Below are 25,258 nucleotides of genomic sequence, written 5' to 3'. Positions count from 1 at the left end.
CGTACCCCGGCCGGACCTGACCGCCGCGCGGTCGGTCCGGCCAGGGCGGACGGTTAAGCTCGACCCATGACCGTGGCGGTGCGCGTGATCCCCTGTCTCGACGTGGACGCCGGGCGGGTGGTCAAGGGGGTCAACTTCCTCGACCTGCGCGATGCCGGTGACCCGGTCGAGCTGGCCGCCGCGTACGACCGGGCCGGTGCGGACGAGCTGACCTTCCTCGACGTGACGGCCTCGGTCGACGACCGGGGCACCATGCTCGACGTGGTACGCCGTACCGCCGAGTCGGTTTTCATCCCGTTGACGGTCGGCGGCGGCGTACGCAAGGTCGCCGACGTGGACACCCTGCTGCGTGCCGGTGCCGACAAGGTCGGGGTCAACACCGCCGCGATCGCCCGACCGGAGCTGATCGCCGAGATCGCCGAACGGTTCGGCAGCCAGGTCCTGGTGCTCTCGCTGGACGTACGCCGGGCACCGGCCGGCACCACGACGCCGAGCGGGTTCGAGGTCACCACCCACGGCGGACGCCGGGGGACCGGGTTGGACGCGGTCGAGTGGGCGCGGCGGGCCGCCGAGCTGGGCGCCGGGGAGATCCTGCTCAACTCGATGGACGCCGACGGCACCAAGGCCGGGTTCGACCTGGCCCTGATCGGGGCGGTCCGGCAGGTGGTCGAGGTACCGGTGGTCGCCAGCGGTGGCGCGGGCGCGGTGGCCGACTTCCCCCCGGCGGTCGACGCGGGCGCCGACGCGGTCCTCGCCGCCAGCGTCTTCCACTTCGGTGAACTGACCATCGGCGACGTCAAGCACGCCCTCCAAACCGCCGGCCACCCAACCCGCCGCTGATCCCCGCGTCCGCCGGGCCGTCCGGGTGCTCCGACGATCTTGCAGTTGTGGCGCCCGAATCGGGGTGCTTATCCGGATTTGCGTACCACCACAAGTGCAAGATCGTCGCGCTATCCGGGGTCGTTCTCGGGGGAGCGGCGGGGGTGGGGGATGGTGGTGCGGGCGGAAAACTCGAGCACCGCGGCGGCGTGTTCCTCCTCGTCGAGGGCCCAGTCCGTGGCCTCGCCCGGAGCGGCTCGCCGGCTCAGCACCGCGTGCACCGTCTCGACCGCGCTGGCCAGGCCGCCGCGTGGGCGCGTACGCCAGAGGTGTTCGCCGGCCGGGGTGACCCGGAACCAGCCGTCCGCCACGTTGATCAGCTCGGCACCGGCGAGTCGGCGTACGGCCGCCTCCACCTCGTGCCGGCCGGGGATGGCGTGGTTGAGGTGGTCAGCGGTGGAGAGGACGTCGGCGAGGCGTACGCCCTCGGGGCGGCGGGTGGTCGCGGACCGTCGGTGTCGCCCGGCGCCTCCGGCGATCACGAGCGACACGAAGATCCAGGCGTCCGCCCAACGCCACCCCTCATCCCCCATGGGGAAATGATGCCGTGTGATCGCCGTGGAGGGAACCATTGCGGGGACTGTGTTTCCCGCCTCACCCGCTCCCGAGCCCCGGACCTGCGACAACGAACCCTGTCTATGCCTGTCCGGCACCTGCTGCGGCTGGCTGACCGGGGGCCGGACCGGCGGCGGTGGGCGGGATGTGGAACATCGGGATGAACAGGTGGGCGAGCGGCCCGATGGCGAGGGCGTACACGACCGTGCCGACGCCGACCGTGCCGCCGAGCAGGACGCCGACCGCGAGCACCCCGACCTCGATCACCGTACGGACCAGCCGGATGGAGCGCCCCGGGCGGCGGGCGACAAAGCCGGTCATCAGCCCGTCGCGGGGACCGGGACCGAGTCGGGCACCCAGGTAGAGGCCGGTGGCCACCCCGTTGAGCAGGATCCCGGCGACCAGGAACCCGATCCGGGCGGCGAGCGCCGACGGGGTGGGCAGGACGTACTGCCCGGCGTCGACCACCAGCCCGATCACCACCACGTTGCTGACCGTGCCGATGCCGGGGCGTTGCCGCAGCGGGATCCAGAGCAGCAGTACCAGGGCGCCGACCAGGATGACCACCGTGCCGAAGGAGAGCCCGGTGCGTTCGGCCAGGCCCTGGTGGAAGACGTCCCACGGGTCCAGGCCGAGCGTCGACTCAAGCATCAGCGCCATGCTGAAGCCGTAGAGGATCAGGCCGGCGAAGAGCTGCACGAGGCGCCGGGTCAGCCGGTCGCGGAGGTTGCCAATCTGGGTCACGGATGCCACTCTAAGTACCAATTCGAGGACCGGAAGATAGCCAATTGAGGGTGGGTGGCCATGACGGTGCTGGTACGCGGCACGCAATTGGCTCGTCTGCTGGGTCACTGGCACTCGTTGCCGGGCCGCCGACGCAGTCCCGACTACCTCGCCCTCGCCAGTTCCGTACGCGGGCTGCTCGCCGACGGTCGGCTGCCGTTGGGCGTACGACTCCCGGCCGAACGTGAGCTGGCCGAGGCGCTGCTGGTCAGCCGTACCACGGTCACCGCCGCGTACCGGGAGTTGCGCGAGAGCGGCCACCTCAACAGCCGGCGCGGCGCCGGAAGCTGGACCATGCTCCCCGGTGGACACCGGGTCGCCAGCTCCGGTCTGTGGACCCCGCAGGACGACCTCGACATGATCGACCTCGGCTGCGCCGCGCTCGCCGCACCGGCCCAACTGGTGCCGGCCGCCCGCGCCGCCGCCGAGGACCTGCCCCGCTACCTCGGCGGCGCCGGTTACCACCCGACCGGCATCGTCGAACTGCGCGAGGCGATCGCCTGCGGTTACACCGATCGCGGACTGCCGACCAGCGCCGAGCAGATCATGGTCACCAGTGGCACCCAGCACGCGCTGGATCTGGTGCTGCGGCTGGCCCTGCCGACCGGCGGCAGCGTACTGGTCGAGTCGCCCACCTATCCGAACGCGCTGGCCGCGCTGGCCGCACGGCGGGCCCGGATCGCCACCCACGGCCTGGCGCCGGGCGGCTCCGGGTGGGACGGGGAACTGCTGCTCAGTGCGTTGCGCCAGAGCCGGCCACGACTGGCCTACCTGATCCCGGAGTTCCAGAACCCGACCGGGCACCTGATGTCGGCCGACCTGCGCGAGCGGGTGGTCGCGGCGGCCCACGCCGGTGGCACCGACCTGGTCGTCGACGAGTCCTTCGTGGACCTGCCGCTGACCGACGCCCCGATGCCACCGCCCGCGGCCGTCTTCGACCGGCACTCCCGGGTGATCTCGATCGGCGGCATGAGCAAGCCATACTGGGGCGGCCTGCGCATCGGCTGGGTACGCGCCTCGGCGCCCCAGGTGCAGCGGCTGGCGGCGGCCAGGGTCGGTGTCGACATGGCCAGCCCGGTGCTGGACCAACTGGTCGCCGTACGCCTGCTCGCCGACGCCCCGACGATCGTGGCCGCCCGCCGGGCCCAGTTGGCCGAGCAGCGCGACGCCCTGCTCGCCGTGTTGCGTGAGTCGCTGCCGGACTGGCAGGTCACCGTGCCGCAGGGCGGGGTGACCCTCTGGGCGGAGCTGGACGGGCCGATCTCCAGTGCCCTGTCCCGGGCCGCCGAGGAGGTCGGCGTACGGCTGGCCCCCGGTCCCCGGTTCGGGCTGGACGGCACCCTCGAACGTTTCCTGCGGCTGCCGTTCACCCTGCAGGCCGCGGACCTGGTGGAGGCGGTGCACCGGATCGCGGCGGTCCGCTACGACCTGGACCGCTCCGCCGCCCGTCCGCAGTGGAGAGAACCCGCCGTCATCGCGTGAGACTGCGCGTCGGGAAGGGCCCCCGTTGTCGGATTCCGAGGCAAGGGGCCCTTCCTGACCCTCGACCGGGGGAGCGGCCGAGCGCGGTGGGGATCAGATCTCGGCGAGCGAGCCCTGGTACAACTTGTCGATCTCGTCGGCGAAGTTCGCCTCCACGCCGCGACGCTTGATCTTCAGTGAGGGGGTCAGCTCCCCGTCCTCGATGGTCAGGTCGCGGGGCAGGATGCTGACCTTCTTGATCGTCTCCCAGCGGTTGAGCTTGCCGTTCAGCTCCTGCACGTAGCCGTCGACCATGGCGCGTACCTCGGCGGAGCCGACGATCTCGGCGTACGGCTTGCCGGCCAGCGGGCCGCCGACCGCCCAGCCGGCGATGGCGTCCGGGTCCAGGGTGACCAGCATGACGCAGTAGTTGCGGGCCTGGCCGATCACCAGCGCCTGCGAGGTGTACGGACACAGCGCCTTGAACAGGCCCTCGATGTGCGACGGCGCGATGTACTTGCCGCCGGACGTCTTGACCAGGTCCTTCTTCCGGTCGGTGATCTTCAGGTAGCCCTGCTCGTCGAGTGTCCCGATGTCACCGGTGCGGAAGAAGCCGTCCTCGGTGAACGCGGCGGCGGTCTCCTCGGGCAGGTTGTGGTAACCGCGCATCACCGGGGCGCCGCGCAGCAGCACCTCACCGTCGGAGTCGATCTTGCATTCCAGGTCGCCGAGGCGCTGTCCGACCGTACCGATCCTGAGTTTGCCGGGGCGGTTGACGAAGTTGCCGGCGCTGGTCTCGGTCAGCCCGTACCCCTCCGAGATCGGCAGGTTCGCGGCGGCGAAGAACGCGCCGATCTCCGGGCTCAGCGGTGCGGCCCCGGAGACCATCACCCGGATCCGCCCGCCGAGCCGGGCCTGCAGCTTGCTGAAGACCAGCTTCTCGGCCAGCCGGTAGCGGAACGCGAGCCCGCCGGGCACCGGGGAGCCGGCCTGTTCGAGCCGGACCTTCTCCCGGCCGGTACGGACCGCCCAGGCGAAGATCTTCGCCTTGGCCCCACCGCCGGACTGCGCCGTGGTGACGGTCTTGTTGTAGACCTTCTCGAACACCCGGGGCGCCCCGCACATCAGCGTCGGCCGGACCACGGAGAGCAGGTCGACCAGCTTGTCCACCCGCCCGTCGACGTAGGTCGGCAGGCCGACGTGGATCACGCCGCAGATCAGTGTCTTGCCGAACGAGTGCGACAGCGGCAGCCAGAGGTACTGCAGGTCGTCCGGCCGGAGCAGCTCGAACTCGGCCTGGCGTACGCCCTCCCAGACCCAACCGGCGTGCAGCAGCTCGACGCCCTTGGGTCGGCCGGTGGTGCCCGAGGTGTAGATCAGGGTGGCCAGGTCGTCCCCGCCGATCTCCGCCACGATCCGCTCGATCAGGTCGGGGTCCCGGTCGAGTGCCTGCGTACCCCGGATCTCCAGGTCGGCGAGGGTGATCTGGGGGATGGCGGCGGCCGGGTCGGCGGTGCCGTCGATCAGGACGACGTGGGTCAGCGCGGGCAGGTCCGCCCCGGCGATCTTGCCGGCCTGGGTGGCGTTCTCCGCGATCAGCACCCGGGAGCCGGAGTCGGCCACGATGAAACTGGCGTCCTGCGGCTCGGTCGTCGGGTAGACCGTGGTGGTCGCGCCACCCGCGCACATGATGCCGAGGTCGGCGACGACCCAGTCGAGCCGGGTGTTGGCCAGGATCGCCACCCGGTCCTCCCGCCCGACGCCGAGTTCGCGCAGGCCGGCGGCGACCGCCTTGGCCCGCTGGCCGACCTGTGACCAGGTCAACCAGACCGGGCCGGAGTCGTCCGGGGCGGGGTAACCGAACGCCTGCCGGTCGGGGGTGGCGGTGACGCGCTGCAGGAACATGTCCGGGACGGACCGGTACGGGAGGTCGAAAGCCATGAGGGGGGTCAGCCTTCCGAATATGGGTGCGTGACGGGCATCACGTTAAATGTTGGTTACTAGACAGTATTGCGTGGGGTCCGGCTCGGCTACCCCCGGAGCGACCGGGGCGCTCAGTAGCCGAAAGGCCGGTACCCCGATGGGCCGGTCGGTGCGTGATATGAGGATTTCGATATAGAGCGCAGATGATGTTATTACATAGGCTGACCTCGATCGATCCATCTCGGGACGGTCAGGGAGGAGTCGGAAGATGACACGTGCGGACTTGCGCTACGCGCGCCGGCTGGCGCTCGGAATCTTCGTCGCGGCGGCGACCGCCGCGGTAGCCACCACCACCCCGGCGGCCGCCGCACCGGCAACCGGCGAGGTACGGCTCGCGGGTAGCCCGAACGCGGTCGCGGGCAGCTACATCGTGGTCCTCAAGGACGGCGCCGTCGGCGCGGCGGCCGGCACGGCACGGGCCGCCACGGCGGTACCGACCAAGGCCGGCGAACTGGCCGACAAGTACGGCGGCAGCGTCGCCCAGGTGTACGGCGCGGCCCTGAACGGCTTCGAGGCCCGGCTGAGCGCCAAGGCGGCCCAGCGCCTCGCCGCCCACCCCGACGTCGCGTACGTCGAGCAGGACCAGGTGGTGTCGATCAACGCCACCCAGACCAACCCGCCGTCCTGGGGGCTGGACCGCATCGACCAGCGCAACCTGCCGTTGAACCGGTCGTACACGTACCCGAACACCGCCAGCAACGTGCGGGCGTACATCATCGACACCGGCATCCGCTTCTCGCACAACGACTTCGGCGGCCGGGCCACCAGCGGTTACGACGCGGTCGACGGCGGTTCGGCCGACGACTGCAACGGGCACGGCACGCACGTCGCCGGCACCGTCGGCGGCTCCGCGTACGGGGTGGCCAAGGCGGTCCGACTGGTCGGCGTACGGGTGCTCAACTGCTCCGGCAGCGGCACCAACGCCGGTGTCATCGCCGGCGTCAACTGGGTCACCCAGAACGCGGTGAAGCCCGCGGTGGCCAACATGAGCCTCGGTGGCGGCGCCAGCACCGCGCTGGACAACGCGGTCGCCAGCTCGATCAGCTCCGGCGTGACGTACGCCCTGGCGGCCGGCAACTCCAGCGCCAACGCCTGCAACTCGTCCCCGGCCCGTACCGCCTCGGCGATCACCGTCGGCGCCACCACCAGCACCGACGCCCGCGCGTCGTACTCGAACTACGGCACCTGCCTGGACATCTTCGCGCCGGGTTCGTCGATCACCTCGGCCTGGTACACCAGCAACACCGCGACCAACAGCATCAGCGGTACGTCGATGGCCTCGCCGCACGTGGCCGGCGCGGCGGCACTGGTGCTCTCGACCAACCCGACCTACACCCCGACCCAGGTACGCAACTACCTCTACAACAACGCGACCCAGAACGTGGTCACCAACCCCGGCAGCGGTTCGCCGAACCGCCTGCTCTTCGTGGTCAACTGACCCCTCCGCTCGACCACCCGAACGAAACGGTGCCCGGCCCGGCGTCCCCGAGGGGAGCCGAGCCGGGCACCGGCTCGTCAGGTCACCGCGGGCGGTGACGACAGGACCGGCCCTCAGTCGTCGCTGTCGTCGTCGTCCTTGTCGTCCCCGTCGTTGTCGTCGTCGTCCGAGTCGGCGGGCTCGTCCTCGGCCTTCACGATCTCCCCGTTGACCGCGTCGACGTCCACCTCGTACTCGGTCCGGTCCTTGGTGATCTCCACGCTCCAGACCTCCCGACCGTGCTCCTGCTCCCGCTCCACCTCGGTGACCTGTCCACCGCCGGAGCGGCCGAGCGCGATCTCGGTGGCCCGGTCGCGCCCGATCTCACCGGTCCCGGCCGGCGTGCCGCTCGCCGTACCGGTCGGTACGCCGGTGGCGCTCGGCGCCGGGCTGCCGGACAGCCCGGTCGACGGCTGGGCGGTCGGGGTCGCGCCGGGGTCGCCGCTCGGCGTCCCGGTCGGCATGGCGAGCGCGGTCGAGTTCGTCCGGTTGTTGTCCGCCCCGGCGGCGGCGGCACCGATCCCGGTGCCCACGACGGCGGCGATCGCCCCACCGGTGATCAGGATCAAAGTCTTGCGGTTCACGGCGAACCTCCTCGAACGGGCTGTGTCGCCCAACTGACTGTGTCGCACAAAAGGTTCGCCCGGCGGTGGATAGCGGCGCGCTGTGTGAGTGCTAAGGCGAGGTTAAGGCCGGGACCCGAGCCCGCGGGTCACCGGCGCGGGCCGGGGCGGACCCAGTTCGACCGCCACCCGTGCCCCGCCCGTCGGACCGGCGGAGAGCCGGAGCCGACCACCGCTGACCTCCGCGGCCCGGCGGGCGATGTCCAGGCCGAGGCCGGTCGAACCGGCGGAACTCGTGCCCCGCCGGACCAGTGCCGCCGGATGCACCAGCGCCGCCGGCAGTCCCGGCCCCTCGTCGGCCACCGTGAGCAGGGCGCCACCGCCGGGTCGAGGAGCGAGACCGACGGCGAAGCCGGTCCCGTCCGGGGTGTGCGCGAAGACGTTGCCGAGCAACGCGTCCACCACCGCGGCCAGTTCGTCCGGGGGCAGCCCGACCGGCAGCGGCCCGTCGACCAGGTCGAGGTCGACCCGGCGGCCGGTGTCCTCGGCCAGCACCGACCAGAACTCCACCCGGTCCCGGACCACCCGGGCGGCGTCGCAGCCGGCCTCGCCGGCACTCTCGCCCCGCCACCGGGCCTGCCTGATCAGCCCGGTGACCGCCCGTTCCAGCGCGTCCACCTGGGCGGTGATCCGGCTGGCGTCCTCCGGCTCGGCCAGCGACTCGGACTCCAGCCGGAGCGCGGTCAACGGCGTACGCAACCGGTGCGACAGGTCCGCCACCTGCTCGCGTTCCTCCCGGAGCAGTTCCTGGATCCGCCCGGCCAGGTGGTTGAGTGCGGTGGCCACGTCCCGCAGTTCCGGTGGTCCGGCCGGTCGGGCGCGGGCGTCCAGTTCGGCGCGGGCCAGTCGGTGGGAGACCGTGGCGAGTTCGGTGATCGGGACGACCAGGGAGCGGGCCAGCCGGTCGGCGACGAAGAGGCCGAGCAGGAGCAGCGCGACCCCGAGCCCGGCGAGGACCAACCAGGCCCGGTGGACCCCGCGGACCAGTTCGTCCTCCGGCACGAAGGTACGGATCACCGCGACCCCGTCCGGCCGTCCCGCGACGGCGACCAGGATCTCCCGGCCGCTGTCCAGGTCCACGGTCAGGCTCTCGCCCCGCGACGCCAGTCGTACCCCGTCGGTCCGGGGTGCCGACGCGCCCAGCACCGTGCCGTCGGGCAGGAAGACGGTGATCGGGCGGCCGGTCGCGGCGGCCGTCTGGGCGGCGCCCCGGCGCAGTTCGTCCGGGGCGGCGCTGCCGGCCAGCGGGACCAGGCCCTGCACGTCGACGCTGGCGGCCACCACGGCCCGGTCCCGGGCGACCGTACGCAGCAGCAGTGCCAGCGGCACCAGGAAGGCGAGCAGCACCAGGCACATGGTGGCGGTGACCAGCAGCGCCAGCCGCCGTCTCACCGGTCCTCCGGCGGCGCGTCGAGCCGGATGCCGACCCCGCGTACGGTGTGCAGGTAACGCGGTGCGTCGGCGGTCTCCCCGAGCTTGCGTCGCAGCCAGGACAGGTGCACGTCGACGGTCTTGTCCGCGCCGCCGTACGGCACCTGCCAGACCTGGGTGAGCAGTTCCCGCTTGCTCACCACCTGACCGGCCCGGCCGGCGAGATAGTGCAGCAGGTCGAACTCGCGCGGGGTGAGTTCCACCGGCGTACCGGCGAGGCTGATCTGGCGGGCCGACGGGTCCACGCGCAGGCCGCCGACAACAAGCACGGCGGCGGCTGCTCCCGGCTGGCCGGCGCCGCGCCGGAGTACCGCGCGGACCCGGGCATCGAGCTGGGCCGCGGTGAACGGCTTGACCACGTAGTCGTCCGCGCCCGCGTCGAGGCCGCGGACGATCTCGGCCTCGTCGTCGCGCGCGGTCGCGATGATCACCGGCACGGCGGTCACCGCGCGCAGCATCCGCAGCAGTTCCAGTCCGTCCAGATCGGGCAGGCCGAGGTCGAGCACCACCAGGTCCGGACGGTCCTCCAGCACGGTCTGCAGCCCGGTCATCGCGGTGCCGGCGGCGGCGACCGCGTGACCGCGTTCGCGCAGGGCACGCAGCAGCGGGGTACGGATCGCCGGATCGTCCTCGATGAGCAGTAGACGGGCCACAGCACGCACGTTATCCGGCCGGTATCCCGAATCGCGGGTACGCGGGCCGGCTTTACCGTTCCTTAGGGTTGTCCGGTCCCACTGTTAACGGTCGGCGGGGCATAGTCGGAGGATGGCTCGACGTACCCTGCTCGCTCTGGCCGGCTGGCTGGTCGCCGCGGCTGCCGCCACGGGCACCGGGCTGGCCGCGGTGGAGCTGATCGGTGCCGAGCTCACCGGTCCGGCCGGTGAGGTGCGCAGCGCCGACGAGGTGGCGCGTGCGCTGGCCGCGCCGGCCAATACGCCGCTCCCGCCCGGTGACACCGCCGAGGTACCGGCCGCCACGCCGAGCGCCGGTCCGTCCGGATCTGCCGGCCCGACCCCGCCGGCGTCGGACAGGGTGCTCTCCACGCCCGGCGGCACGGTGGTGGCGCAGTGCCGGGGGGACGACGTGTGGCTGGTCTCCTGGGCGCCGGCACAGGGCTACGCGGCGAGTGAGGTGGAGCGCGGTCCCGACGACGACGCCGAGGTGACCTTCGAGAGTTCCGCCCGGAAGATCGAGGTACGGGTCCGGTGCGAGGCCGGCCAGCCGGTCGAGTCCTGGAGCCTGGACGACGACTGACGGCCGGCCCTCACCGGGTCAGGCGTACCTGGTGGCGTTCAGGGACCAGTCGTAGGTGGCCCGGATCCAGTCCCGTCGTCCCGCCACGAACCGGGTGACCGCCGGCTCGGCGCCGTCGAGCACCACCTCCTCCAACCGGAGGTACGCGTCGAGTCCGTGGTTGAACCGCCCGGCCGCGTCGAGCAGCGCGGTGTGCTCGTCCTGCCCGGTCTCCCGGGCGATCACCAGGGTCAGGTTGTGCCCGTCCTGTTCCAGCAGCCGCTCCTTGCCGTACGAGAAGACGTCGTTGCACCAGCAGACCAGGTCGGCCGCCCAGCGGTCCAGTTCGGACAGTCGGGGATCGGCGAGCGCCGCCGCCCCCGGCCGGGCGTCCCGGGCGTGGTCGGTCAGTACGAAACTCGGATGTACGGCACCGGTGTGCCGTCGCATCTGGATGTACTCGCTGATCGCCGGCACCCGGTGGTGCTCCCGGTTCGCGGCCTCCCAGAGCAGGGCGAGCAGGTAGTCGCGGAACCGTGCGGCGAACCGCACCAGCAGGTCGGGCCGGTTGTTGTGGCGCAGCCGCCGGCACAGGTCGTGCAGTCCGGCGCCGGTGGGGCCGGCGGCGGCGAGGACCGCCGGGGGCGGCGGTTCACCGAGCAGGTCGAGTACGTCGAGCAGCCGGCTCACCACCGGCGACAGCCGACCCGGATCGGCACCGAGCCCGTCGTCGTCGCACGCGTCGTCGAAGGCGAACAGCCAGGTCACCAGGTCGGTGAGCAGGTCGAGCCGATCCGGGTCGGCGTCCGGGCAGGCTCGTCCGGCGAGGTCACCGGCGTTCGCCCGGTCGAGTCGCCGGGCGGCGTCGGTCGTCACGATCAGGCCGAGTTCGGCCGCCCACCGGGCGGACCGCGCAGCCGACTCGGCGGCGTGCGGGTTGAGGTGCGCCGGAAACGGCGGCGGGGTGAGTGCCGCCACGGCGAAGGACCGCATGTTGCCCCCTGTCGCACGGCCTCCAGCGACAGGCGGCGGCGGGGTGGCGAGACGCGCACGGCACGCTGGCCACCGTCCTTCTCGGACGGACCGGCCGGACGATCGCGGCCGGGCCACCAGCGGGGGATGTGCCGGTGAACGCCTCCTGCCCACCCAACCGCTCGTGACCCGCCGCATCGGGTCCGCGCCGTTGAAGGTTGACCGAGAGGTGGACCGGACACCACGGGCCGCCGGGCGGCGCGGTGTCCGGGAGAGGTGCGCGATGAAGCCTACGGGCACCGGGGGCCCAACGGGTTACCGGATCCGGTGCAAGTTGCGCGCGGTCGGCGAATCGTCGGCTTGCTGCGGCGGGCGGTACCCACCGGGGCGCCCGACGTACGGAGGCGCGAGGTTCAGTTACCGAGCTTGGTCGTACGCAACCGCTCGGTCAGCGCGTTCGAACCGGTGAGCTGCACCCGGGCCACCCGCTGCCGGCCCATCAGGAACAGGGCCAGCTCGCTGGGCGCACCGACCAGGCGTACCGGTTCCCCACCGGCACCGGTGGAGCCCTCGCCGTGGCCGGGCGCGTGCACGACCACCGCGGCCGGGAACCGGCGCAGTGCCATCCGGGCCATCATCGGCAACTGCTTCCAGACCGCCGCCTGGTGCCCCGGCGACAGGTCACGGGGCTGCCAGTCCGGCTGGGCCCGGCGTACGTCCTCGTGGTGGACGAGGAACTCCAGACCGTTGGCCAGCTCGTTGACGAGCGGGTTGGTGATCAGCCCCCAGCGGGGTGGGCGGCGCAGCCGGGCGATCAGGCCGTCGTACGGCTCGGCGGCCATCTTCTGCAACAGCCGCTCGGTGCGACCGGCCAGCGGGCGGAACATGATCCCGGCGGCGGCGTCCGGCCGGCGCTCCCGGAGCACCAGGTGGGCGGCCATGTGCCGGGTCTCCCAGCCCTCGTTGATGGTCGGTGCGTCGGGGCCGAGGGTGAGCAGGAGGTCGGCGAGCGACTGGCGTTCCGAATCGGCGTACCGCGGCATGTTGTCGATCGTAGGCGTGATCGGCGCGGGCGGCTCGGGGGAGGGACGGCCGGGGCGGGTAAGGATTGCTGTGACGGCAGACACAATCGGACCCAGATCGTCACCGACCACCCAGATCGGTAAGGATGGGGTGGACAAGCATGGCTTACGGCGGGGGAGCGAGTGGCGAACAGGACAAGTCGGGATGTGCTCGGGCGGGGGCTGCGGGTGCTCGGCTGGGCGATCCGGGAGGAACCCCGGATCTTCGTCGTGGCCGTGAGTGGCAGCGTGCTCTTCGGGCTGGTCACCATCGCCAGCGCGTACGTGGTCGGGGCGATCGTCGGGAACGTGGTGGTCCCGTCGATCACCGACGGGCGGGCCGACGCCGGGCTGGTCGCGATCGCCGCCGCCGCCCTGGTCGGGGTCAGCCTGTTCAAGGTGCTGGGCGTCTTCGGCCGCCGGATCGCCGCCGGCTACATGCAGTACCGGCTCCAGGCGACGTACCGGCGCCGGGTCACCCGCCGCTACCTGGACCTGCCGCTGTCCTGGCACCACCGGCACGCCACCGGAACCCTGCTCTCCAACGCCAACTCCGACGTCGAGGCCACCTGGTACCCGATCGCCCCGCTGCCCTTCGCCGTCGGCACCCTGGTCATGCTGGTCGCCGCGATCGGGTCGCTGTTCGCCACCGACTGGGTGCTGGCCATGGTCGGCATGGCGATCTTCCCGGCGCTGTTCGCGCTCAACGTCATCTACTCCCGCCGGATGGCCCCCCGCCAGGCCCGAGCCCAGCAGCTCCGGGCCGAGGTCAGCGCGATCGCCCACGAGAGCTTCGACGGTGCCCTGGTGGTCAAGACCATGGGCCGGGAGGCGCAGGAGACCGCCCGGTTCGCCGTACAGGCCGGTGAGCTGCGCGACGCGCTGATCTCGGTCGGCCGGCTGCGCGGCGTCTTCGACCCGATGCTCGACACCCTGCCCAGCCTCGGCACCCTGGCCGTCCTGCTGGTCGGGGCGTTCCGGCTGCGCGAGGGCGCGGTCACGGTGACCGAACTGGTCAGCGTCGCCTTCCTGTTCACCGTGCTGGCCTTCCCCGTACGCGCGATCGGGTGGGTGCTCGCCGAGCTGCCGCGCAGCGTCGCCGGCTGGGACCGGGTCCAGCGGGTCCTCACCGCCACCGGCGACATGCCGTACGGGCAGACCGTGCTGGACCGGCACGACCACGCACCGGCCACCCTCGTCTTCGACCGGGTCGGGTTCGGCTACGAACCCCCGGACTGGGCCGACTCCGGGCTCGGCGGTCCCACCGGTGCCGCCGATCCGGGCGGCCCGACCGATCCGGCCCGCGCCACCGGCCCCGCCGACCCCTCCCCGTCCGGAGACCTGGTTCCGCCGGAGCGGGTGCGCTCGGCCCGGATCCCGGTGCTGCACGAGGTCTCGTTCACCGTCCCGCCCGGCCGCACCGTCGCCCTGGTCGGGCCGACCGGTTCCGGCAAGTCGACCATCGTCTCGCTCGCCGTACGGCTGGTCGACCCGCAGTCCGGGACGGTGAGCCTGGACGACGTCGACGTACGGTCGCTGACCGCCGGTTCGCTCACCGACACCGTGGCCCTGGTGGCGCAGGTGCCGTTCGTCTTCGACGACACGGTCCGGGCCAACATCACCCTCGACCGGCCAGGGATCGACGACGAGGCGGTCTGGGCGGCGCTGCGGCTGGCCGAGGCGGACGGGTTCATCTCCGCCCTGCCGGACGGGCTGGACACGATGGTCGGCGAGCGCGGCACGTCGCTGTCCGGCGGGCAGCGCCAGCGGCTCACCCTGGCCCGCGCGCTGGCCGGACGGCCGCGACTGCTGGTGCTCGACGACGCGACCAGCGCGGTCGACCCACGGGTCGAGGCGGCGATCCTCGCCGCGCTGAGCCGGGGCGGCCCGCCGACCGGGGCCGACGGGTCCACCGGCCCGGCCGCGTCGATCCTGGTGGTGGCGTACCGCCGGGCCACCATCGCCCTGGCCGACGAGGTCATCTACGTCGAGCAGGGTCGGGTGATCGCCCGTGGCACGCACCCCGAACTGCTGGCGACCGTGCCGGGCTACGCCGACCTGGTCACCGCCTACGAGAAGGCGGAGGCCGAACGAGAGCGGGAGAAGGCGTACGTGGACGAGCCGGTCGAGCCCGATCCGCCGACCGGTGCCGGTGCGCGCGGCGTGACGGTCGACGGCGACGTCAGCGAGGTGGTCGCGTGAGCACCGACGCGGCAACCGCCATCGGTGGCGGCACCGAACCGACCGAGGGCACCTGGCGTACGTTGCGGCGCGGCCTGGCACTCTCCCCCGAACTGCGTACCGGTCTCGCCGGCACCCTCGCGTTCGCGCTGGTGTCGATGATCGGGCGGGCTGCCGTACCGGTGGCGATCCAACAGGGCATCGACCGCGGCCTGCGGGCGCCCGGCGGCCCGGACCTCGGCGTGGTCGGCGTGGTGGTCGCGGTGACCGCCGTGGTCCTGGTGCTGACCACTATCTGCGGTTACCTGATGATGCGCCGGCTGTTCACCGTGAGCGAGACGGCACTTGCCGGGGTACGCACCCGCGCCTTCCGGCACGTGCACGACCTCTCGATGCTGCACCAGCAGTCGGAGCGGCGCGGCTCGCTCGTCTCCCGGGTCACCAGCGACGTCGACCAGATCACCCAGTTCCTCCAGTGGGGTGGCGTGATCCTGCTGATCAGCGCCGGCCAGGTGGTGGTGACCGCGATCGTGATGGCGGTCTACTCCTGGCAGCTCACGCTGGTGGTGTTCGCCGCGTTCGTCCCCGCCGTCCTGGTCATCCGGGCCTTCCAGAAGCGGCTGGCCAAGGTGTACGGCGTGGTCCGGCAGCGGATGGGCGCCCTGCTCGGCGCGATCGCGGAGAGCGTCGTCGGCGCCTCGGTGATCCGCGCGTACGGCGTCTCCGGGCGGACCGCGGCCCGGATCGACGAGGCCATCGACGGGCAGCGCACCGCCCAGCAGAAGGCCATCCGGACCAGCGTGGTCAGCTTCTCCACCGGGGAGATCTCGGCCGGCCTGGCGCTGGCCGCGGTGGTCGTGCTCGGGGTCCGGCTCGGCGTCGACGGGACGCTCAGCATCGGCCAGCTCACCGCGTTCCTGTTCCTGGTCACGCTCTTCATCCAGCCGGTGCAGATCGCCACCGAGGTGCTCAACGAGGCGCAGAACGCGGTTGCCGGGTGGCGCCGGGTGCTCGACGTACTCGACCTGGCCCCGGACGTGGCCGACCCCGGTGAGCAGGGTGTGGACCTGCCCGAGGGGCCGATCGAGGTACGGTTCGCCGAGATCGGCTTCGCCTATCCGGGCGGCCCGCCGGTCCTGACCGACATCACCGTGGACATCCCGGCGAAGAGCCGGGTCGCGGTGGTGGGCGAGACCGGCAGCGGCAAGACCACCTTCGCCAAGCTGCTCACCCGGCTGATGGACCCCACCACCGGTACGGTGCTGCTCTCCGGCGCCCCGCTGGACCGGGTGCGGTTCTCGTCGCTGCGTTCGCGGGTGGTGATGGTCCCCCAGGACGGCTTCCTGTTCGACTCGACCGTGGCGGAGAACGTCCGCTTCGGCCGTCCGGGCTGCTCGGACGAGGAACTGGCGGCCACCTTCGCCGAACTCGGCCTGTCCGACTGGGTCGACGGGCTGCCGGACGGGCTGCACACCCGGGTCGGCGAGCGCGGCGAGGCGCTGAGCGTGGGGGAGCGGCAGCTCGTCGCCCTGGCGCGGGCGTACGTGGCCGACCCGGACCTGCTGGTGCTGGACGAGGCGACCAGCGCCGTCGACCCGGCGACCGAGGTACGCCTGCAACGCACCCTGGACGCCGTCACCCGGGGCCGTACCACGGTGGCGATCGCACACCGCCTCTCCACCGCCCAGGCGGCCGACGAGGTGATCGTGGTCGACCGGGGCCGGATCGTCCAACGCGGCCCCCACGACGACCTGATCCTCGACCCCACCTCCACCTACGCCCTCCTCTACGCCTCCTGGCTGGAACAAACCCGCTGACCCGCCCCCAAAAACAGCGCTGATCTAGGGCATATGGTGGTGAGTTGATCTCTAGATACCACCATATGCCCTAGATCGACGTGGGGAGGGGGGTCAGCGGGAGTAGAACTCGACTACGAGTTGCTCGTCGCAGATGATGGGGATCTCGCGGCGGAGTGGGGGGCGGATCACGGTCACGGTGAGGTCGGTGAGGCTGACCGACAGGTACGGGGCGGTTCGCTCGCTGGCGTGCGCACCGGCGGCGGCGAGCTGGAACGGCGGCTTCTGCAGGCTGCGCTCGCGTACCCGGATGGTCTGGCCGGGGCGCAACCGGTAGGACGGGCGGTCGACCTTGACCCCGTCCACCGAGAAGTGCCCGTGCGCCACGAGCTGCCGGGCCTGGTAGATGGTGCGGGTCAGCCCGGCCCGGAGCACCACCGCGTCGAGGCGCCGCTCCAGCAGCGTGACCAGGTTCTCGCCGGTCTTGCCCTCGAGTCGTACGGCGTCGTCGAAGGCCCGCCGGAGCTGGGTCTCGCTGACGTTGTACTGGTGCCGCAGGCGCTGCTTCTCCAACAGTCGTACCTGGTAGTCCGAGGTCTTGCGGCGTGAGCGCCCGTGCACGCCCGGCGGGTACGGGCGGCGCTCGAAGTACTTCACGCACTTGGGGGTGAGCGGGATGCCGAGGGCGCGGGAAATTCGGACCTTGGGTCTTGCCTGGTTCACGTGGACGTCTCCCGGGTTCGTAGGTTAGCCTGCCCTAACTTAGCCCACCCTAATTCACCCGCAGGAGGTACGGTCATGCAGCCCAGTCCCGCCGAGGTCGCCCGCACACTGGCGGCCGGTCGACTCGCCGGCACCGCCTACGTCGCCAACCACCCGGGGCCGCACCGCACCCGGCACGTCACCGACGCGCTCGGTCGGGTGCTGTTACTGGTCTCGGTCGTCGACGACCTCGCTCTCGCCCTGCGGCCGGAGCCCGGCACCGACGACACGGCGCTGGTGCTCGACGTACGCGACCTGCCGCCGGCCGCCGGCTCGCCGGCCCTGGGCCGGGTCTGGATCTCGGGCTGGGCCGCACTGCTCGAAGGTGCCGAGGCCCGCCAGGCGGCACTGGACTACGCCGACGTCGACCCCACCGGTGACCTGCTCGACGTCGGCGGCCGGTTCGCCCTGTACCGGTTCGAGCCGGCCGAGGTCCGGTTGGAGCGGGACGCCGACACCATCCACATCGACCCGGCCGAGTACGGCGCCGCCGAACCGGACCCGCTGCACCACCTGGAGCGGGAACTCCTGGAGGACCTGGCCGACCACCACCAGTCGGAGATCGCCGAGTTCGTACTCCGGCAGCTCGGCGAACCCGCCGCCCGGCACCGGTCCGGGCCGCCGCCGCGCGTGGTCCGGCTCGACCGGTACGGCTTCGTGGTGATGCTCGGCGAACCGGGTTCCCGCTACCGCGCCCGGCTGGCCTTCCCCCGCCCGGTACGCGACCACGCCGACCTGGTCCAGCTGCTGCACCCGGTCCTCTGGCCGACCCGGCACGCCCCGATCGCCGGCCTGAGCCCGGCCGAGCCGAACTCGGCCGAAGCGAGCCCGGCCGGACCGAACTAGACCACGCCGGTCGCGGGCTCCACGCCCGTCGGCGGTTGGGCCCCGGTCGCCGGCTCCACGTCGGTCGAGGGCTGGGCCCCGGTCGCCGGCTCCACGTCGGTCGCCGGTTCGAAGACGCCGGTCAGGTCGCCGGTCAGGTAGCGCTGCACGGTCGGGGCGATGGCGGCCACGGCGATCTCGGCCGGGGTGTGGGCCAGCGGCTCGATCCTGAGCAGGTACCGGGCCATGGCCAGGCCGACCAGTTGGGAGGCGACCAGGGAGGTGCGCAACGGGGCCTCGGCCGGGGACAGGTCCAGCCCGGCCACGACCCGCCGGAGGATCTGGGTGACCACGAAGTCGCGCATCAGCCGGGCCGCCCACTCGTTGCTGATCACCGACCGGAGCAGGGCGACGCCGGCCGCACCGGCGGGCGAGTCCCAGATCCGCAGGAAGGTCCGTACCAGCCGTTCACCGATCCCGTCCGACCCGCCGGCCACGATCTGCGGCAGCAGCTCGGACGGGTCGAAGGGCACGTTCATCACGGCCAGGAAGAGCTTGTCCTTGGTGCCGAAGTAGTGGTGGACCAGCGCCGGGTCCACCCCGGCGCCGGCCGCTATCGTCCGGATCGACGCACCGTCGATGCCGCGTTCGGCGAACGCGTCCCGGGCCGAGGTGAGGATCGCCTCGCGGGTGTCGGGATTGCCCGGCCGCCGTCCGGTCCGTCGTGCCATCGCCGTCCTTCGTTGTTCCCGTTCCGCGCGGTCAGCCGGTCCGGCGCCGCAGGGTGGCGGCGGCGAGGACCAGGGCCACCAGTACGGCACCGAGCACGACCGCCAGGTCCCGCCACATCGTGCCGGTCGGTTCGGTGTGGGCGCCGACCTGTTGCAGCGCCTCGACCGCGTACGACAGTGGCAGGACGTCGCTGACCGCCTGGAGCCAGCCGGACATCTGCCCACGACCGACGAACAGACCGCAGAGCAGGATCTGTGGCAGCACCACGACCGGCATGAACTGTACGGCCTGGAACTCGGTCTGCGCGAAGGCGCTGCAGAGCAGCCCGAGGGCGACCCCCAGCACCGCGTTCACCACCGCGATCAGGATGACCAGGCCGGCGGCACCGGCGGTGTCCAGATCGAACAGCCAGTACGCCGCCCCGGCCGCCACCCCGGCCTGGATCGCCGCCGCGAGGCCGAACGCGACGCCGTACCCGAACAGCAGGTCGAGTTTGCCCAGTGGGGTGGTGAGCAGCCGTTCCAGCGTGCCGGAGGTGCGCTCGCGCAGCATCGCGATGCTGGTCACCAGGAACATGATCACGAACGGGAAGACGCCGAGCATGATCAGTGCGATCCGGTCGAAGGTGCTCGGCTGGCCGGGCACGGTGGGCTGGTCGGCGAACATGAAGTAGAGCAGGGCCAGCAGCACGCTCGGCACCACGACCAGCAGCGCTACCGTACGCCGGTCGTGCCGGAGCTGGCGCAGGATTCGGCCGGTGGTCGCGGCCAGCAGTCTCGGGTTCATCGGGTCACCGTTCCATCGGTGGCGACCGGGGTCGGCTGCGCCTCGCCGCGCTCCGCCTCGGTGCGTCGGATCAGCCGGAGGAACGCCTCCTCCAGGTCGTCGGTGCCGGCGCTGGCGCGTACGGCATCGGGGGTGTCGTCGGCGATCAGCCGGCCCTCGCGGATCAGCAGGAGCCGGTCGCAGCGCGCGGCCTCGTCCATGACGTGGCTGGAGACGACCAGGGTGGTGCCGGCGGCGGCCATGGCGTGGAACCGGTCCCACAGCTCGGCCCGCAGCACCGGGTCCTGACCGACCGTCGGCTCGTCGAGGATGACCAGGTCGGGTTGGCCGACGATGGCGCAGGCCAGCGACGCCCGGCTGCGCTGGCCGCCCGACAGGGTCCCGACGAGCTGGGTCGCCGCCGGGGCCAGGCCGACGTCGGCGACCGCCCGGTCGGCGTCGGCGGCGGAGCGCCCCTGGAGGGCGGCGAAGTACCGGGCGTTCTCCCGGACCGTCAGGTCGGTGTAGACGCTCGGGGCCTGGGTCAGGTAGCCGACCCGGCGGCGCAGCGCGGCGGTGCCGGCGGGCTGACCGAGCACGGTGACCGTGCCGGAGGTGACGAGCTGTACGCCGACCACGGCCCGCAGCAGGGTGGTCTTGCCGCTCCCGCTCGGGCCGAGCAGTCCGGTGACGCTGCCCTTGGGTAAAGCGCAGGTCAGGCCGTGCAACACCCGTCGCCTGCCACGGTCGACGACGAGGTCGGTGACCTCGATCGCGGGGTTCATCGCGCCTCCTCGAATAAATTCAACGCTTGATGAACTCAACGCTAGTTGAAATCTTGTCGCCCGGCAATCGCCCCCAAGTCCGGTTCCCGACCGCCGGCCGTCCCGCGCACACCCCTTGACTTCGAGCGCACTCGAACTGGGAACCTGTATCGATGGACACCCGCCTGGACGAGACGACACTCACCGTCAGCGAGGCCGCCGACCGGGTCGGTCTCACCGCGTACACGCTGCGCTGGTACGAGCAGGAGGGGCTGGTCGCACCGGTCGGGCGGGACTCCGCCGGACGGCGGCGCTACACCGGGGGCGACGTCGACTGGCTGATGCTGCTCACCCGGTTGCGCCGCACCGGCATGCCCGTACGCGACATGCGCCGCTACGCCGAGCTGGCCCGGCAGGGCGACCGGACGCTGGGCGCGCGACGCGAGCTGTTCGAGGCCCACCGGGACCGGGTCCTGGCCCGGATGGCCGAGCTGGAACAGGACCTGGCCGTACTCAACTTCAAGATCGAGGTGTACGGGCAACTCGAACGGGCCGGTTAGCGGCGCCGAGCACTCCGGGCGGTACGGGTGGACGACCCCCGCCCCCGGTGCGGAACAATCGGTTCGTGCCCGTACCCGAGCTGCCGGTAGCCGCCCCACCGGCCACCCCACCCGTCACCCCGACCGCCCCGCGCCCCGGCCCGGACGGCCCCGCCAGCGGTCTCGACCCGGCGATCGCCGCCCGCCTGCGCCGGGGCGCCGACGGGCTGGTCGCGGCCGTGGTCCGCCAGCACGACTCGGGCGAGGTGCTGATGGTCGCCTGGATGGACGACGAGGCGCTGCACCGTACGCTCACCACCGGCCGGGCCACCTACTGGTCGCGCAGCCGCCGCGAATACTGGGTCAAGGGCGCCACCTCCGGCCACCACCAGTACGTACGCTCGGTCGCGCTGGACTGCGACGGCGACGCCCTGCTGGTCAGCGTCGACCAGGTCGGTCCCGCCTGCCACACCGGCAACCGGACCTGCTTCGCCGACGACCTCCCGGTCACCGGCCTGATCGGGACACCGGGGGAGCGGGCATGAGTCAGACCACCGGTGCGGTCAGCCCGGACGAGGCGACCTTCGGCGACCTGGCCGGCAGCCGGCGGGTGGTGCCGGTTACCCGGCGCCTGCTCGCCGACGGGGAGACCCCGGTCGGGGTCTACCGCAAGCTGGCCGGCGGCCCGGGGACCTTCCTGCTGGAGTCCGCCGAGCAGGGCGCCGGACCGGGCGGTGCGGCCTGGTCGCGGTACTCGTTCATCGGCGTACGGAGCAGCGCGACCCTGGTCGAACGGGACGGCGAGGCGCACTGGCTCGGTACGCCACCGGCCGGGGTGCCGACCTCCGGCGACCCGGTCGCGGCCCTGCGGGAGACCGTCGCCGCCCTCACCGGACCGGACACCGACCCGGTAACCGGGCTGCCCCCGCTGACCGGCGGCATGGTCGGCTACCTCGGTTACGACTTCGTCCGCCGGCTGGAACGGCTGCCGTCGCTCGCCCGCGACGATCTCGGCCTGCCCGAGCTGGGCCTGATGCTCGCCACCGACCTGGTGGTCCTGGACCACTTCGACGGCTCGGCGATCCTGGTCGCCAACGCGGTGCTGCCCGCACCCGACGAGCCGGACCGGGCCGGGCGGGTGCTGGCCGCGTACCACCAGGCGGTGGGGCGGCTGGACGCGATGACCACCGCCCTGTCCCGCCCGATCCCGCCGATGATCTCCACCGTGGCGAGTCCGCCCCCCGGCGACGTGCTCTGCAACACCCCGGACGGGGGTTATCCCAAGGCGGTGGAGGTCGCCAAGGAGGCGATCCGGGCCGGTGAGTGCTTCCAGATCGTGCTCAGCCAGCGGTTCGAACGCGACACCAGGGCCGATCCGCTCGACGTCTACCGGGTGCTGCGCAGCACCAACCCGAGTCCGTACATGTACCTGCTGCGTTTCGACGGGTTCGACATCGTCGGCTCGTCGCCCGAGGCGCACCTGAAGGTGACCGCCGCCGAGGGTGGGGCCCGCCGGGCGATGCTGCACCCGATCGCCGGCACCCGCCCGCGCGGCGGTACGCCGGAGGAGGACAACCGGCTCGGTGCCGAACTGCTCGCCGACCCCAAGGAGCGCTCCGAGCACGTGATGCTGGTCGACCTCGGCCGCAACGACCTCGGTCGGGTCTGCCGGCCCGGCACGGTGGAGGTGCCGGAGTTCGCCACCATCGAGCGGTACAGCCACGTCATGCACATCGTCTCGACCGTGGTCGGCACGCTCCGCGCGGACCAGACCGCGTTCGACGCGCTGGCCGCCACGTTCCCGGCCGGCACCCTCTCGGGTGCCCCGAAGGTACGCGCGATGGAGATCATCGAGGACCTGGAGCCGACCCGGCGCGGACTCTACGGCGGCACCGTCGGCTACTTCGGCTTCGGCGGTGACATGGACATGGCCATCGCCATCCGGACCGCCCTGATCCGGGACGGGCGGGCCTACGTGCAGGCCGGTGCGGGGATCGTCGCCGACTCCGACCCGCTGGCCGAGGACCTGGAGACCCGGAACAAGGCCGCCGCCGTACTGGCCGCCATCGCCGCCGCCGAGACCCTGCGGCCGGCCCGATGAGCGAGCAGCCTCCGTCGACCGGGCCGGCGAGCACGGGCCGCCGGCAGTTGACGTACGCGGTCCTGCTCTGCCTGGCCGGGGCGGGCCTGGCGCTCTACGCCGCCACCCGGACCTGGTCGGTCGAGATCACCCCCCGGCCGGAGCCGCTGTCGGCGCTGCGGGACGCGCGGACCGGTGGTGGGCTGCTGCCCTGGCTGCCCGCGCTCGCCCTGGTCGGGCTGGCCTCGGCCGGCGCGCTGCTGGCCACCCGGGGGTTCGGCCGCCGGCTGGTCGGCGGGCTGCTGGTGCTCGTCGGGCTCGGGGTGGCGGCCGGCGGCGGGTACGGACTGACCGCCCCGGACCGGGGCGAGACGAGCCTGCACTGGCCCGTGCTCTGCGGGCTCGGCGGCCTGCTGGTCGCGGCGGCCGGGGTGCTCACCGCCGGGCGGGGGCACACCTGGCCGGCAATGGGGGCACGCTACGAGCGGGTACGCCCCGGCGCCCCGGCCACCGGCCACGGCGCCTCCGGTGCCGCCGCCACGGGCACGGGTGGCCGGGTCGAGGCCGGCCGGACCGTCGCCGCCTGGGACGCGCTGGACCGGGGCGAGGACCCGACGGTCAACTGACCGGCGACCCGGCCCGTTCGTCGGCCGGGGCGCTGCGGGGCGCGGTGAGGGCCGCCACCATGGCGCTGACCTCGGCCCGCTGGTGCGCCCGGTCCCGGTCGGCGCAGATCGCCGCCCAGGCGTTGCCCCGGGCGGTCCGCACCCGCCCGTCGCCGACCACGGCCCGCTCCACCGAGTGCACCACGCCGATGGCCACGGACGCGACCGCCCGGGGGATGCTGATCAGGTCGATGGTCGAGCCCGGCCCGGTGCTGCTCATGATCCACCCCGCACGATGATCGATCCGACGGTGTTCGCGGCCATCCCGCGACCAGTCTGCCCGACCCCGATCGTGCCCAGACGGTGTTTCGAACCGGTGACCCGCGGGTCAACTGTGGCCGACGGGAGCGCTGCCAGCGGCGGATCGGCGGGCTGCGCCGGGCGCCCCGGCATGGTGTGATTACCCGATGACCGTCGATGGTGCCGGTGGCAGTGGGTGATAGCCCGCTTACCAGAGGTCGGCCATTATGCCCGAGCCCACCTGGTGAGGTGCGCCATACCCCCCGGCTCCGGCCCTACCCCGGCGCCCCCTAGCATCGGCCCATGACGCCCGGAGAGGGGAGTCCGTTGGTGACTGCTGAGCATCCGCACGCGGAGGGGGACGGCGCTGGTTCGACCGCGCCCGTCAGCGTGCTCGACGAGATCCTGGCCGGAGTCCGTGAGGACGTCGCCCGCCGTCAGGCGGAGATCCCGCTGGAGCGAATCCGGGAGCTGGCCGCGGCCATGCCCCCACCCCGCGACGCGTACGCCGCCCTGCGCCGCCCCGGTGTCGGGGTGATCGCCGAGGTCAAGCGCTCGTCGCCGTCCAAGGGCCAACTCGCGGAGATCGCCGATCCGGCCGAGCTGGCCGGTGAGTACGCCGGTGGTGGAGCCCGCTGCATCAGCGTGCTCACCGAGGGGCGGTGGTTCGGCGGATCGCTGGCCGACCTCGCCGCGGTCCGGGCGGCGGTGGACATCCCGGTCCTGCGCAAGGACTTCGTCGTCTCCAGCTACCAGGTGCACGAGGCCCGCGCCCACGGCGCCGACCTGGTGCTGCTGATCGTCGCCGCACTGGAGCAGAACGCGCTGGTCGGGCTGCTGGAGCGGATCGAGTCGCTCGGCATGACCGCGTTGGTCGAGGTGCACGACGAGGACGAGGCGGACCGGGCGCTGGACGCCGGTGCCCAGGTCATCGGGGTCAACGCCCGCAACCTGCGCACGCTCGAGGTCGACCGTTCGGTGTTCGAACGGATCGCCCCCGGCCTGCCGAACAGCGTCGTCAAGATCGCCGAGTCCGGCGTACGGGGACCGCACGACCTGATCCGGTACGCCTCGGCCGGTGCCGACGCGGTGCTGGTCGGCGAGGGTCTGGTCACCCAGAAGAGCCCCCGCGAGGCGGTCGCCGAGCTGGTCAACGCCGGCAACCACCCGGCCACGCCCCGTCCGGTTCGCTGACCCGAGCGCACCGAACCGGCGACTGCCGCCGGTCACGCACCACCGCTGCGGCGGGCCCGTCACTCGTACGGGCCCGCCGTTGCGCGTGTCAGCGGGTCCGCCGTACGCGGTGACCCGTCCCGGCGGTTTCCCCGATCACTGACCGGGGCGTCGAGGTGAGCGGGTTCACAGACAAACGCGCACGAGTGTGCATCGCCGGGGACACCCGCGCAGAAGGCGACCGGCCCGGGGTGCCGCCGGGACCCGGTACGGCGGTA

Annotated in this window: 23 protein-coding genes and 3 pseudogenes; 13 read left to right on the top strand and 13 right to left on the bottom strand. The window is 72.6% G+C overall.

What is annotated here, in order from left to right; all coding sequences use genetic code 11:
* The first annotated feature begins 66 nt into the window (after nucleotides 1-66).
* Nucleotides 67-840, top strand: coding sequence for an imidazole glycerol phosphate synthase subunit HisF (gene hisF, locus ACWEFB_RS27155; RefSeq protein ID WP_452289819.1), 774 nt, complete (start codon nucleotides 67-69; stop codon nucleotides 838-840).
* A 110-nt stretch (nucleotides 841-950) separates the two neighbouring features.
* On the opposite strand, the gene ACWEFB_RS27150 is transcribed toward hisF, so the two are convergent.
* Nucleotides 951-1,412, bottom strand: coding sequence for a hypothetical protein (locus tag ACWEFB_RS27150; protein WP_452289817.1), 462 nt, complete (start codon nucleotides 1,410-1,412; stop codon nucleotides 951-953).
* A gap of 103 nt (nucleotides 1,413-1,515) precedes the next feature.
* The gene (gene yczE / locus ACWEFB_RS27145; RefSeq protein WP_452289815.1) at nucleotides 1,516-2,178 is read right to left on the bottom strand and encodes a membrane protein YczE; all 663 of its coding nucleotides are present in this window, start codon (nucleotides 2,176-2,178) and stop codon (nucleotides 1,516-1,518) included.
* A 60-nt stretch (nucleotides 2,179-2,238) separates the two neighbouring features.
* On the opposite strand from yczE, the gene yczR reads away from it, so the two are divergent.
* Nucleotides 2,239-3,699 carry a MocR-like transcription factor YczR gene (yczR, locus tag ACWEFB_RS27140; RefSeq protein ID WP_452289813.1) on the top strand — a complete coding sequence of 487 codons (1,461 nt, stop codon included), beginning with the start codon at nucleotides 2,239-2,241 and terminating at the stop codon, nucleotides 3,697-3,699.
* Between the two features lie 93 nt (nucleotides 3,700-3,792).
* Here the strand turns inward: yczR and ACWEFB_RS27135 are convergent, their stop codons facing one another.
* On the bottom strand, nucleotides 3,793-5,619 hold the full coding sequence (locus tag ACWEFB_RS27135) for an AMP-dependent synthetase/ligase (protein WP_452289811.1): 1,827 nt from the start codon (nucleotides 5,617-5,619) through the stop codon (nucleotides 3,793-3,795).
* A gap of 250 nt (nucleotides 5,620-5,869) precedes the next feature.
* Here ACWEFB_RS27135 and ACWEFB_RS27130 point away from each other — a divergent pair, with 250 nt between their 5' ends.
* A complete protein-coding gene (locus tag ACWEFB_RS27130; protein WP_452289809.1) occupies nucleotides 5,870-7,099 on the top strand; it encodes a S8 family peptidase in 1,230 nt (409 codons plus the stop codon).
* Nucleotides 7,100-7,212: 113 nt separating this feature from the next.
* On the opposite strand, the gene ACWEFB_RS27125 is transcribed toward ACWEFB_RS27130, so the two are convergent.
* The 3 genes from ACWEFB_RS27125 to ACWEFB_RS27115 form a co-directional block, all read right to left on the bottom strand.
* Nucleotides 7,213-7,722: a PepSY domain-containing protein gene (locus ACWEFB_RS27125; protein WP_452289807.1), complete on the bottom strand. Its 510-nt coding sequence runs from the start codon at nucleotides 7,720-7,722 to the stop codon at nucleotides 7,213-7,215.
* 102 nt (nucleotides 7,723-7,824) lie between these two features.
* Nucleotides 7,825-9,153 carry a sensor histidine kinase gene (locus ACWEFB_RS27120; RefSeq protein ID WP_452289805.1) on the bottom strand — a complete coding sequence of 443 codons (1,329 nt, stop codon included), beginning with the start codon at nucleotides 9,151-9,153 and terminating at the stop codon, nucleotides 7,825-7,827.
* Nucleotides 9,150-9,845, bottom strand: a complete 696-nt coding sequence (locus ACWEFB_RS27115; RefSeq protein WP_452289803.1) for a response regulator transcription factor — start codon at nucleotides 9,843-9,845, stop codon at nucleotides 9,150-9,152. Before ACWEFB_RS27115 ends, ACWEFB_RS27120 begins: the two co-directional genes overlap by 4 nt.
* A gap of 112 nt (nucleotides 9,846-9,957) precedes the next feature.
* On the opposite strand from ACWEFB_RS27115, the gene ACWEFB_RS27110 reads away from it, so the two are divergent.
* Nucleotides 9,958-10,446: a septum formation initiator gene (locus ACWEFB_RS27110; RefSeq protein ID WP_452289801.1), complete on the top strand. Its 489-nt coding sequence runs from the start codon at nucleotides 9,958-9,960 to the stop codon at nucleotides 10,444-10,446.
* An 18-nt stretch (nucleotides 10,447-10,464) separates the two neighbouring features.
* Here ACWEFB_RS27110 and ACWEFB_RS27105 read toward each other — a convergent pair whose 3' ends face one another.
* Nucleotides 10,465-11,418, bottom strand: coding sequence for a terpene synthase family protein (locus ACWEFB_RS27105; protein WP_326556806.1), 954 nt, complete (start codon nucleotides 11,416-11,418; stop codon nucleotides 10,465-10,467).
* Nucleotides 11,419-11,810: 392 nt separating this feature from the next.
* Nucleotides 11,811-12,440 carry a TIGR03085 family metal-binding protein gene (locus ACWEFB_RS27100; RefSeq protein WP_326556807.1) on the bottom strand — a complete coding sequence of 210 codons (630 nt, stop codon included), beginning with the start codon at nucleotides 12,438-12,440 and terminating at the stop codon, nucleotides 11,811-11,813.
* Between the two features lie 162 nt (nucleotides 12,441-12,602).
* Here ACWEFB_RS27100 and ACWEFB_RS27095 point away from each other — a divergent pair.
* The 3 genes and pseudogenes from ACWEFB_RS27095 to ACWEFB_RS27085 form a co-directional block, all read left to right on the top strand.
* A pseudogene (locus ACWEFB_RS27095) lies at nucleotides 12,603-13,718 on the top strand (ABC transporter transmembrane domain-containing protein); the annotation flags it as partial.
* Nucleotides 13,719-13,832: 114 nt separating this feature from the next.
* Nucleotides 13,833-14,660 (top strand): annotated as a pseudogene (locus ACWEFB_RS27090) (ABC transporter ATP-binding protein); the annotation flags it as partial.
* A 20-nt stretch (nucleotides 14,661-14,680) separates the two neighbouring features.
* The gene (locus ACWEFB_RS27085) at nucleotides 14,681-16,456 is read left to right on the top strand and encodes an ABC transporter ATP-binding protein (protein WP_452289874.1); all 1,776 of its coding nucleotides are present in this window, start codon (nucleotides 14,681-14,683) and stop codon (nucleotides 16,454-16,456) included.
* Nucleotides 16,457-16,549: 93 nt separating this feature from the next.
* Here ACWEFB_RS27085 and rpsD read toward each other — a convergent pair whose 3' ends face one another.
* On the bottom strand, nucleotides 16,550-17,158 hold the full coding sequence (rpsD, locus tag ACWEFB_RS27080) for a 30S ribosomal protein S4 (protein ID WP_452289798.1): 609 nt from the start codon (nucleotides 17,156-17,158) through the stop codon (nucleotides 16,550-16,552).
* A gap of 75 nt (nucleotides 17,159-17,233) precedes the next feature.
* Here rpsD and ACWEFB_RS27075 point away from each other — a divergent pair, with 75 nt between their 5' ends.
* Nucleotides 17,234-18,043 (top strand): DUF2470 domain-containing protein, encoded by an 810-nt coding sequence (locus ACWEFB_RS27075; protein WP_452289796.1) that lies wholly within the window; start codon nucleotides 17,234-17,236, stop codon nucleotides 18,041-18,043.
* A gap of 116 nt (nucleotides 18,044-18,159) precedes the next feature.
* On the opposite strand, the pseudogene ACWEFB_RS27070 reads toward ACWEFB_RS27075, so the two are convergent.
* The 3 genes and pseudogenes from ACWEFB_RS27070 to ACWEFB_RS27060 all read right to left on the bottom strand — a co-directional run.
* Nucleotides 18,160-18,753: pseudogene (locus ACWEFB_RS27070) on the bottom strand (TetR/AcrR family transcriptional regulator); the annotation flags it as partial.
* A 31-nt stretch (nucleotides 18,754-18,784) separates the two neighbouring features.
* Nucleotides 18,785-19,540: an ABC transporter permease gene (locus ACWEFB_RS27065; protein WP_452289794.1), complete on the bottom strand. Its 756-nt coding sequence runs from the start codon at nucleotides 19,538-19,540 to the stop codon at nucleotides 18,785-18,787.
* Complete coding sequence (locus ACWEFB_RS27060; RefSeq protein WP_452289792.1) at nucleotides 19,537-20,304, bottom strand: ABC transporter ATP-binding protein; 768 nt, start codon at nucleotides 20,302-20,304, stop codon at nucleotides 19,537-19,539. The genes ACWEFB_RS27065 and ACWEFB_RS27060 overlap by 4 nt, the downstream gene beginning before the upstream one ends.
* Before the next feature lie 152 nt (nucleotides 20,305-20,456).
* Between ACWEFB_RS27060 and ACWEFB_RS27055 the strand changes: the two genes are divergently transcribed.
* The 4 genes from ACWEFB_RS27055 to ACWEFB_RS27040 all read left to right on the top strand — a co-directional run bounded on the left by ACWEFB_RS27055 (nucleotide 20,457) and on the right by ACWEFB_RS27040 (nucleotide 23,528).
* Entirely contained in the window at nucleotides 20,457-20,843 is a 387-nt protein-coding gene (locus ACWEFB_RS27055) for a MerR family transcriptional regulator (protein ID WP_452289790.1), read from the top strand.
* Between the two features lie 65 nt (nucleotides 20,844-20,908).
* Nucleotides 20,909-21,367 (top strand): phosphoribosyl-AMP cyclohydrolase, encoded by a 459-nt coding sequence (gene hisI, locus ACWEFB_RS27050; protein WP_452289788.1) that lies wholly within the window; start codon nucleotides 20,909-20,911, stop codon nucleotides 21,365-21,367.
* A complete protein-coding gene (locus ACWEFB_RS27045) occupies nucleotides 21,364-22,923 on the top strand; it encodes an anthranilate synthase component I (RefSeq protein WP_452289786.1) in 1,560 nt (519 codons plus the stop codon). The genes hisI and ACWEFB_RS27045 overlap by 4 nt, the downstream gene beginning before the upstream one ends.
* The gene (locus ACWEFB_RS27040; RefSeq protein WP_452289784.1) at nucleotides 22,920-23,528 is read left to right on the top strand and encodes a Trp biosynthesis-associated membrane protein; all 609 of its coding nucleotides are present in this window, start codon (nucleotides 22,920-22,922) and stop codon (nucleotides 23,526-23,528) included. Before ACWEFB_RS27045 ends, ACWEFB_RS27040 begins: the two co-directional genes overlap by 4 nt.
* Here ACWEFB_RS27040 and ACWEFB_RS27035 read toward each other — a convergent pair.
* A complete protein-coding gene (locus tag ACWEFB_RS27035) occupies nucleotides 23,521-23,787 on the bottom strand; it encodes a hypothetical protein (protein WP_326556817.1) in 267 nt (88 codons plus the stop codon). The genes ACWEFB_RS27040 and ACWEFB_RS27035 overlap by 8 nt on opposite strands.
* Before the next feature lie 410 nt (nucleotides 23,788-24,197).
* Here ACWEFB_RS27035 and trpC point away from each other — a divergent pair, with 410 nt between their 5' ends.
* Nucleotides 24,198-25,001, top strand: a complete 804-nt coding sequence (trpC, locus tag ACWEFB_RS27030; RefSeq protein ID WP_326563227.1) for an indole-3-glycerol phosphate synthase TrpC — start codon at nucleotides 24,198-24,200, stop codon at nucleotides 24,999-25,001.
* Nucleotides 25,002-25,258: the final 257 nt, after the last annotated feature.

The organism is Micromonospora sp. NPDC004704, assembly GCF_053601675.1.
The sequence above is the reverse complement of the archived record's forward strand: the minus strand, read 5'-3'. Positions and strand labels throughout refer to the sequence as shown.